The following is a 12,252-nucleotide window of genomic DNA, read 5'->3' as shown; positions in this document are numbered from 1 at the left end:
GCTACCGCCCGAGGTCGGCGTGCGCCGAGGAAAGGTGCCGAGACGAGAGCGCCGCGAGCAGGGAGAGTTCCCCAGCAAGCGCGCCAGCAGCGATGACCTCCGCGAGCGCGTCGGCGTTACTGCCAGCAGGGTCGCCGCCGCCGCTGTAGCCAAGCACGTCAAGCGCTTCGGACTGCGTGGGGAGACCCGTCCCGCCGCCGACAGTGCCGACCTCCAGCGATGCAATGGTGACAGAGGCATACAGGCCGTCCTCCCGGGCGTCGACCGTCGTGATAGCGTTGCTCCCCTCGACCACCTGCGCGATGTCCTGCCCGAGCGCGAGGAAGGCCGCGGCGACGACGTTGGCGGCGTGGGCGTTGAATCCCAGCGCGCCGGCCTTCGCCGAACCGACGAGGTTCTTGCGGGTATTTGCCTCGACGATAGCGTCGGAAGTCGTGTCCAGTCGCTCCTCGACCTGCTCGTGGGGGATGAGTACGTCGGCGGCGACAGTCCGACCGCGCCCCTCGACAGCGTTGATAGCGGCGGGCTTCTTATCCGAACAGAGGTTGCCCGACAGCGCGACGAGGTCAGCCGGCGTCTCGGACTCGACGACGTCGCAGGCCGCCTCCGTCGCGATGGTAGCCATGTTCATCCCCATCGCGTCTTTGGTGTCATACGAGAACCGCAGGAAGACGCTGTCGCCGACGACGTAGGGCGTCACGTCCTGCAGTTCGCCGTGGCTGGTCGTCGATTCGGCGGCGTCGGCGAGAGCGTCGACGTGCTCGCGGACCCAGGCCGACACCTCGCCCGCCTCGGCCACGTCTTCGACACGGAACACCGGGGCGCGGGTCATCCCGGATTTGAGCACGCGAGCGGTCGCGCCGCCGGCGTTTCGGATGGTCGAAACACCACGGTTGACGGAGGCCAACAGCGCGCCCTCGCTGGTCGCCAGCGGGAGGTAGTGGTCGCCCTCGGCGGCCCCGCCGTCGACGGGCAGCGGGCCGACGACGCCCATCGGGACCTGCGCCGCACCGACCATGTTCTCGATGTTGCTCTCGGCGTCAGCGGCGTCGAAGGTGTAGTCGCCGACCGCCGAGAGATCCGCGCCGGTCTCCTCGGCCAGCAGGTGTCTACGGGCCGCCGCCGCAACGTCGGGGTCGGCGTGGTCTTCCAGTTCGTAGAGCCGCAACTCACCGTCACGAACGCGCTCCGCGAGCGCCGTAGCGTCGGAGTCGGTCATACTGACCGGTGTGGCTTCGGGACTCCTAACAGTTGCTCTTGGCGGGCCAAGCGTTTTGCAGTCGCCGCTCGCCGAGTTTGTATGGTCGACCGCGTATTCACGAACTGTGAGGTGCGGCCGCTGTCCGGCGACGGTCCGGCATCGGCGGTCGCAGTGACGAACGGAACTGTCACAGCCGTCGGAGACCCGAACGAACTCTCGACCGCGGGTGCCGAGACCGTCGACTGTCGCGGTGGCGTTCTGTTGCCCGGCTTCGTCGACGCCCACACGCACCTCGACATCGTCGGCCGGCGTGCAGTCGAGGCGGACCTCGCCGGGGCGGACGGCCCGGACGACTGCATCAACCGGCTGCTGGCGGCCGACGACGGCGAGGGCTGGATACTGGGGTTTGGCTACGACGAGAGCGACTGGGACGGGGACCTGCTGCAGGCGGCGACGCTGGACCGGGTGAGCGCTGATCGGCCGGTCGCGGCCGCGCGCGAGGACCTCCATACGGTGTCGGTGAACCACGCCGCGCTGGACGTACTGGACCTGCCCGACGACGGCGTTCGGACCGAGGACGGAGCACCAACTGGCGTGCTCGTCGAGGAAGCCGCCGAGGCCGTCTTCGACGCTATCGCGCCCGACTACACGCAGACCCGGGAGTACCTGCTGGCCGCACAGGAGGTGGCTCTCTCAAAGGGAATTACCGCCGTACACGACATGGTGCGGCAGTCTCACGCCCCGCGAGTGTACCGCGACCTAGACACCGAGGACGCACTCTCCCTGCGGATTCGGCTCAACTACTGGGTAGACCACCTCGACGCCATACGGGAACTCGGACTGGTGACGAACCACGGGAGCGACCGAGTGCAAACGGGCGCGATCAAGACGTACATCGACGGGTCGCTCGGGGCCGGCACCGCGCGGCTCCGGGAGCCGTACGCCGACAGCGACAGCGTCGGCGAGTGGCGAACGGACCCAGATGCCCTCCGGGAACTCGTGTCAGCGGTCGACGACGCGGGCCTCCAGTTCGCCGCTCACGCCATCGGCGACGCGGCTATCGACGCGCTGCTTTCGGCTATCGAATCAGTCGACGCCGCGGATGAGCGCCACCGCGTCGAACACGCCGAGGTGCTCACCGGCGACCTGGCGGAGCGACTGGCGGCGTCGCCACTGGTCGTTTCGGCGCAGCCGAACTTCCACCGCTGGGCGGTGCCGGGCGGCCTGTACGACGAGCGACTCGGCGAGCGCCGCGCGCTGACGAACCGGTTCCGCGACCTCGTGGATGCCGGCGCACAACTGGCCTTCGGGAGCGACTGTATGCCGCTTTCCCCGCTGTACGGCGTCGAGCAGTCCGTCACCGCGCCGGAGTCGAACCAGCGGCTGACAGTTGACGAGGCACTCCGGGCGTACACCAGCGGTGCCGCGTACGCGGGCTTCGACGAGGACCGGATGGGCACGATTACGCCGGGATCGGTTGCGGATTTCGCCGTGCTATCGGCCTCTCCGTGGGACGTCCCGAATGCGGATATCTCGGACGTAGCCGTCACGCTGACCGTCAGCGACGGCCAGACCGTGTTCGATTCCGGCGAGTAAGTCCGACAGACGGTAGTATCGACGCGTCACGTTTCCTGTTTCTCGGTAACAAACAACATAATTCGACAGTACGGGATATAGAAGCAGTTAGATCGCCAAAGCCGGATATAAAACCCGATAGGCCACCAACACCGGAAACAGAACTGTAGTTACCTCCAATACCAGGTATACAATCTCCTTGCCCACCAACCCCCGACTTTGAAGATAAAATCTTTTCACGGGAGAGCTCCGAAGTGTGAGTACCGACAGGTGGATACATCGTGCCCGAAATGGAAACCGCAGCGTTCGAAACGGACCTCAGCCTCTTCAAGTACGACAACCTCGAGCAGCTCCCGCCGGCGTACCGGGACCTCGATGCGGACGAGCGGACCGAACGCATCGAGAGCGCGCTCGATACCCTCGGTGACGACGTGGTCATCCTCGGCCACAACTACCAGCGCCGGGAGATCGTCGAACACGCCGACTTCATCGGCGATTCCTACCAGCTCTCGAAGGAGGCCGCCGAGTCCGACGCCGACTATGTGATTTTCGGCGGTGTGACGTTCATGGCCGAATCCGCGGACATCATCACGGACGACGACCAGTCCGTGATCCTCCCGTCGATGGAGGCGTCCTGCCCGATGGCCGGCATGGCCGAGGCGCTGCAGGTCGACGCCGCGTGGGCGGAACTGACCGCGGCGCTCGACGACGACGAAGATATCATCCCGATCACGTACATGAACAGCTACGCCGACCTGAAGGCCTTCTGCGCCGAGCAGGGCGGGCTGGTCTGTACCTCCTCGAACGCGCACAAGGCCTTCGAGTACGCCTTCGAGAAGGGCGACAAAGTGCTGTTCCTGCCCGACAAGCACCTCGGTGAGAACACGGCCCACCGGCTCGGCATGGCCGACGAGACCGTCGAGTGGGACCCGTGGGACGCCGAGGGCACCGACGCCGCTGACGCCGTCGAAAACGACGTCATCCTCTGGGAGGGGTACTGCCAGGTACACGAACGCTTCCGCGAGCACCACATCGAGTCTGTCCGCGAGGACTACCCCGACGCGAACGTCATCGTCCACCCCGAGTGTCGCCGCGAGGTCGTCGAGGCCGCCGACGTGGCCGGCTCCACGTCGACCATCTGTGAGTCCGTCGCCGAGGCCGACCCCGGCGAGACGTGGGCCATCGGCACCGAGATTCACCTCACCCACCACCTCCAGCGGTGGCACCCCGAGGTGAACGTGGTTCCGCTGTGTGGCGACGCCTGCATGGACTGCAACGCCATGCGTCAGATCGACCCGAACTACCTCGCGTGGGTGCTGGAGGAACTGGTCGAGGGTCGCGAGCGCAACGTCATCGAAGTCGCGCCCGAGGAGAAGGACCTGGCACAGGTCGCGATGGACCGAATGCTGGAGATCTAACCATGACGGACGACCCGATCACGACGGACGTACTGGTCATCGGCTCCGGCATCGCCGGGCTGGCGGCGGCGCTCGCCGCGGCCCGAGAAGGCGACGACGTGACGCTCGCCACGAAGGCGACCCGCCCGGAGGGCTCCTCATCCTGGTGGGCCCAGGGCGGCATCGCAGTCTCCCGGGACACCCCCGAAGAGTTCAAAGAAGACATCATGGCCGCTTCGGACGGCACTGCCGACCCCGACGCCGTCGGCGTGCTGGTCGAGAACGCCAACGGAGCCGTCGAGGACGTGCTGCTTGACACCCTCGACATTGACTTTGACCACAACGGCTCCGACCACGACTTCACCCGCGAGGCCGCCCACAGCGAGGATCGCATCCTCCACGTCGACGCCTCGACTGGCAAGCACATCCACGTCCCGTTCCTGAATTACATCGACGACCACGACAGCGTGGAGATTCTGGACGACACCGCCGCGCTCGAACTCATCCGTCACGAGGGTCGTGTCCACGGCGCGATGCTCGAATCCGACGGCAAGGTCGACCCGTACTTCGCCGGCAGCGTCGTCCTGGCGACCGGCGGCATCGGCGACCTGTACCCGCGGACGACGAACCCCGACAACACCACTGGGGACGGCATCGGGATGGCCGCACTCGCCGGGGCCGACGTGGAAGGTATGGAGTACGTGCAGTTCCATCCGACGGCGTGCGTACTCGAAGGTAATTCCGGTAGCGCTGAGGTCGCCTTCCTCGTCAGCGAAGCCGTCCGCGGCGAGGGCGGCCTGCTGCGCAACGGCAAGGGCGAGCGGTTCATGCCCGACTATCACGCCGACGCCGAACTCGCGCCGCGCGATGTGGTGGCTCGGGCGGTCAAAGCCGAGCGCGAGGCGACCGGCGAGGTCACGCTGGATGTCTCTCCCCTGAACTTCGTCGAAGAGTTCCCAGACCTTGCAGACAACTGCGAGGAGTACGGCATCGACTGGACAGACGGCATTCCGGTCGCGCCCGCCGAGCACTTCCTCTGTGGCGGCATCAGCGTCGACGACCGCGGTCGGACGACACTGGACCGGCTCTATGCCGTCGGCGAATGCTCCCGAACCGGCGTCCACGGCGCGAACCGCCTCGCTAGCACCTCCCTGCTCGAAGGGCTAGTCTGGGGCCTGCGCGCCGGCGAAGACGCCGCCGGGGCCGAGCCGGAGCCAATCGAAGCGCCGGAACTCCTCGAACGCGACCCGGATCTGCCCGACCGCTTCGCCCGCGACAAGTTCCAGCGGCTGACTCGCGTGATGGACGAGAACGTCGGCGTCGAGCGGGACCCCGCGGACCTCCAGCGCGCGATGGCCGTCCTCCGCCGGCTCAAGGGCGAAGTCGACGCCTACGTTCGCACGCGGACCAGCCGCTCGCTGTACGAACTCCGCCACGCCAGCGTCACCGCGCTGTTGATCGCGCGCCACGCCGCCGAGAACGAGGAGAGCGTCGGCACGCACAATCTCGTGGATGCGAGTGAGGAACCGCCGGAGTCAACGGCCGACTGATGCTCGCCGACAGCGACATCGAGCGGTGGCTCCGCGAGGACGTGGGCCACCACGACGTGACCAACGACGTGCCCGGGACGACCGAGGGCCGCCTGGTAGCGAAAGAGTCCGGCGTCGCCGCCGGTCTCGACGCCGCCACCGCTGTGTTCGAGTATCTGGACTGTGCGGTTGAGACACCGGTCGACTCCGGGGACGCTATCGACGCCGGCGACGTAGTGCTTCGCGTCGACGGCCCCGCGCAGTCGGTCCTCCGCGGCGAGCGCGTCGCCGTGAATATCACCGGCCACGCCTCGGGCGTGGCGACGAAGACGCGGGCCGCCGTCGATGCGGCGGAATCGGCTGCGACGGATTCCACGCCCCGCATTGCCGGCACGCGCAAGACGACTCCCGGCCTGCGCGGCATCGAGAAGCGAGCGGTAGCGGCCGGCGGCGGCGACACCCATCGACTGGACCTCTCGCACATGGTGATGGTCAAGGACAACCACATCGCCGAGATGGGACTGGTCGACGCCATCGAGCACTTCCGCGAGCGGGCGTCCTTCGCCACGAAACTCGACGTGGAGGTCGAAGCTCCGGCGGACGCCCCGCGGGCCGCCGAGGCCGGCGCGGACATCGTCCTGCTCGACAACATGACTCCCGCGGAAACTGAGCGGGCCGTCGACAGAGTGGCAACGTCTGCTTCCGACGCGCTTACCGAGGCTAGCGGCGGTATCACAGTTGCGGACGTGCCGGCCTACGCCGAAACGGGCGTGGACATCATCTCGATGGGGTCGCTGACCCACTCCGCGCCGACGCTGGATTTCTCTTTCCGAACGGGCTGAGTCCCGGTTACTCCGGTCCACTCGTCGAAGATTCGGTTCTGAGTTCCGGCGGGAGTTCGAGTTGCTTGATACCGGCCCGCTCGTCGATTCGGAACCGATACAGCGCCGTGGCCTCCGTCTCGGCCGCCCGCTCGAACACGTCGGGCGTCCAGGAAGTGTCTATCTGTTCTTCGATTGCCCTGCGTTCGTCGCCAGGGACTCGTTCGATGGTCCCCGTCAGCAGGACGCTGCGCCAGTTGAACGTCGTTTCGACGTCGTAGATGAGAAACCGGGCAACGTCCGCGTGGTCGCTCACCGTCACTTTCCGGCTGTCGGCACCGAGAACGTAGACGAAGTAGAGCGTGGACTCGCCGTCGTACCAGAAACCAAGCGGGCGCAGTAGCGGCGCGGAATCGGTCGGGACGCCAAGCACGCCGATGCTCTTCCGTTCGAGGGTCTTTTCGATGTCCTCGACGTCCATCTGGAGCATTCCGTAGTCTTCTAGTTCGGTAACTGTCATGTCGTCACTTGTCGGTAGACAATCATAAATCCATAGGGCGCTATCTCCGGGTTCTCCGCTCACGAGCGTGGCGCTTGCCGTCAGTCCGTCTCACTCCAGCCGGCGCGCCATCATCACCTCGTCGACCAGTTCGCCGTCGATCTCGTAGTGGCCATCGCGGACAGCCTCGACCGTCCAGCCGGTCTCCTTCAGGAAGTCGATGGCCCGCTCGTTCGTGGCCGGCAGGCTGTTGTACACCTTTCGACAGCCGCGGCTCGCGGCCCATTCGACCCCGCGGTGGAGCAGGTGGCTGCCGATACCGTGACGGCGGTACGTCTCCATTACTCCGAGCGTGAGTTCGGCCGTCGACGCGAGTTCGGCCACCTCGGACATGGCGACGTGGACCCAGCCGACGACGTCGTCGTCGACCGTGGCGACGAACACGACGCGACAGCGATTGGGACCCCAGCGGACGAGCGTGTCCTCGTAGGCCAGTTGCTCGGCGACACCGGCCGCGATGATGTACGGCGCTTCGCTGGTCACGTCGCGTATCGTCCCGACGACGCCGGAGAGGTCCGACGGCCGGGAAGGCCGTATCTCGTAGCTGACGCCGGCCTCGTAGTGTTCGGCCGTCTCGCCGTGGTGGAGCGCCACGGTCAGCTTCCCGTCCTCGGTGGCCTCGATGAGGTCGTCCCGTTTGAGAATGGAGACGTGGTGCTGGAACCGCTCGGGGTCGACGCTGATGGCTTCGGCCACCTCGGCGGGCGCGACAGGGCCGTTCCGCTCCACGAACCGATACACATCGGACCGCTCACCGCCGAGTTCGAGGTCTGTTGGGGACGGCATTTCGTTATGGCAGACTGATGACTGTATCTACTTGAAGATACCCGCCCGCCGGGATGGAGAGTTAAGCGCTACTTCGGAAGTAGCGGTGCCGTGGCCGCCGGTGAAAGCGTCTGGGACAGCTGTCGATACGCGGGCCGTCGTCACGTCCGCGTGACGCTTTTGTATGGTCGTGGCTCATTCCCGACCATGCCAGATGCGGTCCGTCGCTGTCCCGAGGACAGCTTCTTCGAGGGGGATGCGTGCCCGGTCTGTGACAGAGAGGGGACCCTCGTTCTCGACGGCGCACGGCGGCGCCAGCTCTCGAAATTTACCTCGGGAGCGCTCAGACACTTTCCCGAGGACGCAGGCATCGAGGTAGACGAAGCGGGGTGGACGGCGTTCGCGTCCCTCCAGACCGCAGTCGAGCGGAAGTACGACTGGGCCGACGGCGAGGCACTGGCTGGAGTCATCGCCACGGACCCGAAAGGACGGTTCGAGCGGACAGGAACCAGTGACGAGTCAAGCACAGTAGCCGCTGGCGGCCGCGTTCGGGCGGCTTACGGGCACTCTGTCGACGTGACTCTCGACGCGACCGACGACCCGGTCCCGACGACGCTGTATCACGGAACTGCGCCGCGAAACGCCGCCTCGATACGCGACGCGGGACTGAAGCCGATGGGGCGACAGACGGTCCACCTCTCGGACTCCGTCGCGGCGGCCCGCGAGGTGGGGCGTCGCCACGCCGCCGACCCCGTCGTGTTCGTCGTCGACGCCGCGGCGATGCAGGCCGACGACCGCCGAATCGTCAAGCGCGGGACCGAGACGTACACGACTGACCGCGTGCCGCCGGGGTATCTCTCACTGCTCGAAAAATAGCGTGATCGCGTCGCCCGCTATTCGACCAGCGGTGTGCCGGTCATCGCCTCCGGCTGGTCGATGCCCATGAGCATGAGCATCGTCGGCGCGAGGTCGGCCAGCGTCCCGCCGTCGCGGGCGGTCCGGCCGCCGGCGGTCCCGTCGGCGGCCAGGTAGATGAACGGGACGGGGTTGGTCGTATGGGCCGTGTGCGGGTCATCGACGGTCCCCATGTCGTCGGCGTTCCCGTGGTCGGCACAGATGAGAGTGTGGCCGCCGGCGGCCCCAATCGCCGCGACCAGCCGGCCGAGCTGTTCGTCGACGGTTTCGACGGCGGTCACCGCGGCGTCGAAGTCGCCGGTGTGGCCGACCATGTCGGGGTTGGCGAAGTTCAGGACCATCGCGTCGGGGTCCTCGCGGTCGATGAACTCGATGGCGGTGTCTGCCAGTTCCGGCGCGCTCATCTCCGGTTGCATGTCGTAGGTCGCCACGTCAGGGCTGTCGACGATTTCGCGGCTCTCGCCGTCAAACGCGACCTCCCGGCCGCCGTTGAGGAAGTAGGTGACGTGGGGGTATTTCTCCGTCTCGGCCAGCCGGATCTGGGTCTTCCCGGCCGCCGAAAGCACCTCGCCGAGCACGTCCTCGGGCTGGTTCGGCGGGAAGGCGACCGGCAGGTCGAACGTCTCGTCGTACTGCGTCATCGTCACCAGTCGGATGGCCGGCGGCTCGGTGTCGGCCCCCCAGTCCTCCGGGCGGATATCCCCGAGCATCCGGGTGAGCTGTCGGGCGCGGTCCGAGCGGAAATTGAAAAATATGACCGCGTCGCCGTCTTCGAAGCCGGCGTGGTCGCCGACGGTCGTCGGCTCGATGAACTCGTCGGTAGTGTCGCGGGCATAGGATTCAGTGGCGGCCGCGACAGCGTCGGCGGCGTGGTGGTCGCCCTCGCGGTGAACGATGGCGTCGTAGGCCCGGCGGGTCCGCTCCCAGTTCTGGTCGCGGTCCATTGCGTAGTAGCGGCCGCAGACGGTGGCGACGTGGCCAGTTCCGTGCGCCTCGGCGTGGGCTTCGAGGTCGGTGAGGTAGTCCTCGCCGCCGGTCGGCGAGGTGTCGCGGCCGTCGGTGAAGGCGTGCGAGACGGCGTCGGTCCCGCGCTCGCCGGCGAGTTCGATGAGCGCGTGGAGGTGGTCCTGATAGGAGTGGACGCCGCCGTCCGAAACGAGGCCCATGAAGTGGACTCGACCGCCGTGTTCCTCGGCGTGCTCGAATGCCGACAGAACCGTTTCGTTCTCGAAGAACGGCGGGTCCTGTGCGGCGTCGTCCGGTGGCGACTGGCCCCGCGAGCGGGCGATGCTGTCGCTGACGCGGGCGGAGTCCTGTTTGACGACGCGGCCGGCCCCGATGTTGAGGTGGCCGACCTCGGAGTTACCCATCTGACCTTCCGGGAGACCGACCCGGCGGCCGTGGGTGGCAAGCGTCGACGCTGCGCCTGCGTCTCGGTAGCGGTCGAAGTTCGGCGTGTCGGCGGCGGCGACGGCATCCCGGACATCGTCGTCCGGATTCAGGCCCCACCCGTCTAAGATGATGAGTCCGACGTCCATACCCGGTGGGTCACGCGACCGGCCTAATACACTGTCGGTCAGCCCCGAACGTGACGGTCGATAATGCGAAATTCGGCGGTTCTGGTGTCGGTACTCCATATCACTACCCTGCTATCACTGCCAGTATCGGGAACCCTGAAATTAAGAGGGAGGCCCGCCTTCGGTCTGGCATGACTCGGAACATTCTCTCGGACGATCTGGCCGACGCAATCGTCACGACAGCCCGGACAGCGACGGGTGACTCGCTCCGTTCAGTGACGTATTTCACGCGTGCGAACTTCGAGCAACTCTACCTGCGGGAGGACCTCGAACAGGACGCCGACCTCAACGACTTCGTCGGTCACGAGTGGCAGGGGTACAAGCAGACGAAAAACGCATATCAGGAGTCCGAACTGGGCGACTACCGCTTCACCGTCCGCGCGTTCTCTAACGGCTACCTCCTGCGGGCGACGACCGAGCGCCAGGGCGTGCTCATCACCACGGACGGCCTGACGATGCAGTCCTACGAGGAGATCGCCGAGGCCATCGAACGCATCCTCCGTGAAGAGTCCGGCAAGGAGTAATACTGTCGGCTGTAACTGTTACAAGATATTCGCCAACCCCGGAGTGGCGGAATTCGTCACAGACGGACAGCCGACAGTATAAGCGCCGAATCGGCAGGTGACCAAAGGGTTATGCCCGTCCCCGCGAACGCACGGGCATGACGCTGGACCCGGTCCACGTCGACGGCATCGCCAAGCTCGCCGGGCAGGTGCGCGAGACCGTCGAGACGAGCGACCAGGAGGCGGCCGCCGAGGAAGTCTGGGAGAGTTTTCTCGACCCGCTGTGGCAGGACGGAACGAAGATTCTGGAACCGCTAGACGAGCAGCGCCGCCGGAAGGTCCCTATCGAGGATATCGCGCTGGCGGACCCGCCGTTTCCGACCCAGCACGGCCTGGATTCGGGGACTATCAATCCCACGACGTTCAAGAACGGGCTGGTGCTGGACGTGGCACAGGCGGCGATGGGCAGCGTACCTTCGGACGTCGAACTCCACCGCGGCCGAACGATTATCATGGCCGTCCACTCGAACGACGCGACGCTGGGATTCGACGGCGACTGGCAGGGCGGGGACCGCGGCTACGCCAAGCGGCGCGTCCTCGACGTGCCACAGGTCGACCGCTACGAGCAGCGGGTCGTCCACGCGCTGGCGCTGTACCTCGCGGAGAGCCAGCACGCGCTGACAAACGCCGACGTGGTCGAGGACCTGTTCATCCTCGACGGGCCGATCTACCCGACCGGCGTGCTCCGCTGGGCCGACCGCGACACCGAACTGGCCGACCTGCTTGCCGAGGACGACCGCCCGAAGACGGTGGTCAACAACTACGTCGACCTCGTCGAGCGGTTCGTCGAACGGGACGTTCCGATGGTGGGATTCATCAAGAACTCCTCGACGAAGGCCCTCACACGGGCGCTGCGGCGCAAGACCAACGCCCCATGGGTGAACGACACCGCCTTCTTCCGCCGAATTCTGGAGCGACGCGACGACGAGGGAGAACTGCAGACCGACTGTCTCACTGCGACGAACTGGTTCCGCTCGCGGGGCGGAACTGACGGCATCATGGCCGCCGACGGCGACGCGCTGGGCATCGAGCGGTCGCTCGACCCCGAAGCCTACGAAGTGACGTTTTTCGTCCTCTACGACCCACGTTCCGACCTCGTGTTCCGCGTCGAGGCCCCGTACGCGTTCACTAAAGACCCGGAGTGCCGGGCCAAACTCACGCGGCAGATACTCCACGATGTGGCCCGCGAGCAGGGGCCGCCGCTGGCTATCGGGAAGGCCGACGAACTCGCCAAAATTGACCGCCAGGGGAGCGAGGAACTCACTCGCCGCATCGAGCGGACCTTCGAGACTGACCGCGAGCGGGAGTTCAACGATATCCGGTGGGGCGCCGTCGAAGAATCGTTCTGAA

11 protein-coding genes are annotated in these 12,252 nt (G+C 66.5%); 7 read left to right on the top strand and 4 right to left on the bottom strand.

The features are described 5' to 3' along the window. Position 1 precedes the first annotated feature (1 nt). On the bottom strand, positions 2-1,219 hold the full coding sequence (gene hmgA / locus VI340_RS02255) for a hydroxymethylglutaryl-CoA reductase (NADPH) (RefSeq protein WP_336357689.1): 1,218 nt from the start codon (positions 1,217-1,219) through the stop codon (positions 2-4). Between the two features lie 81 nt (positions 1,220-1,300). Between hmgA and VI340_RS02250 the strand changes: the two genes are divergently transcribed. The 4 genes from VI340_RS02250 to nadC all read left to right on the top strand — a co-directional run bounded on the left by VI340_RS02250 (position 1,301) and on the right by nadC (position 6,544). Further along, positions 1,301-2,797 carry an amidohydrolase gene (locus VI340_RS02250; protein WP_336357688.1) on the top strand — a complete coding sequence of 499 codons (1,497 nt, stop codon included), beginning with the start codon at positions 1,301-1,303 and terminating at the stop codon, positions 2,795-2,797. Positions 2,798-3,066: 269 nt separating this feature from the next. Then, positions 3,067-4,194 carry a quinolinate synthase NadA gene (gene nadA / locus VI340_RS02245; protein WP_193363409.1) on the top strand — a complete coding sequence of 376 codons (1,128 nt, stop codon included), beginning with the start codon at positions 3,067-3,069 and terminating at the stop codon, positions 4,192-4,194. A 2-nt stretch (positions 4,195-4,196) separates the two neighbouring features. After that, positions 4,197-5,723: an L-aspartate oxidase gene (locus tag VI340_RS02240; protein ID WP_336357687.1), complete on the top strand. Its 1,527-nt coding sequence runs from the start codon at positions 4,197-4,199 to the stop codon at positions 5,721-5,723. Then, a complete protein-coding gene (nadC, locus tag VI340_RS02235) occupies positions 5,723-6,544 on the top strand; it encodes a carboxylating nicotinate-nucleotide diphosphorylase (protein ID WP_336357686.1) in 822 nt (273 codons plus the stop codon). Before VI340_RS02240 ends, nadC begins: the two co-directional genes overlap by 1 nt. A 7-nt stretch (positions 6,545-6,551) precedes the next feature. On the opposite strand, the gene VI340_RS02230 is transcribed toward nadC, so the two are convergent. After that, positions 6,552-7,043, bottom strand: coding sequence for a pyridoxamine 5'-phosphate oxidase family protein (locus VI340_RS02230; RefSeq protein ID WP_008310720.1), 492 nt, complete (start codon positions 7,041-7,043; stop codon positions 6,552-6,554). A gap of 90 nt (positions 7,044-7,133) precedes the next feature. After that, entirely contained in the window at positions 7,134-7,868 is a 735-nt protein-coding gene (locus VI340_RS02225) for a bifunctional helix-turn-helix transcriptional regulator/GNAT family N-acetyltransferase (protein WP_008310722.1), read from the bottom strand. A 186-nt stretch (positions 7,869-8,054) separates the two neighbouring features. Between VI340_RS02225 and VI340_RS02220 the strand changes: the two genes are divergently transcribed. Further along, the gene (locus VI340_RS02220; protein ID WP_336357685.1) at positions 8,055-8,723 is read left to right on the top strand and encodes an RNA 2'-phosphotransferase; all 669 of its coding nucleotides are present in this window, start codon (positions 8,055-8,057) and stop codon (positions 8,721-8,723) included. A 17-nt stretch (positions 8,724-8,740) separates the two neighbouring features. Here VI340_RS02220 and gpmI read toward each other — a convergent pair whose 3' ends face one another. Continuing rightward, positions 8,741-10,300 carry a 2,3-bisphosphoglycerate-independent phosphoglycerate mutase gene (gene gpmI / locus VI340_RS02215; protein ID WP_336357684.1) on the bottom strand — a complete coding sequence of 520 codons (1,560 nt, stop codon included), beginning with the start codon at positions 10,298-10,300 and terminating at the stop codon, positions 8,741-8,743. A 170-nt stretch (positions 10,301-10,470) separates the two neighbouring features. Between gpmI and VI340_RS02210 the strand changes: the two genes are divergently transcribed. Then, positions 10,471-10,863, top strand: a complete 393-nt coding sequence (locus tag VI340_RS02210) for a DUF7522 family protein (RefSeq protein ID WP_008310728.1) — start codon at positions 10,471-10,473, stop codon at positions 10,861-10,863. 137 nt (positions 10,864-11,000) lie between these two features. Beyond that, on the top strand, positions 11,001-12,251 hold the full coding sequence (locus VI340_RS02205; protein WP_336329893.1) for a DNA double-strand break repair nuclease NurA: 1,251 nt from the start codon (positions 11,001-11,003) through the stop codon (positions 12,249-12,251). The last annotated feature ends 1 nt before the right edge of the window (position 12,252 follow it).

This window comes from Haloarcula sp. CGMCC 1.6347, assembly GCF_037078395.1.
Classification (GTDB): Archaea; Halobacteriota; Halobacteria; order Halobacteriales; family Haloarculaceae; genus Haloarcula; species Haloarcula amylolytica.
Note: the sequence above shows the minus strand (reverse complement) of the source record. Positions and strands in the feature narration are given on the sequence as shown.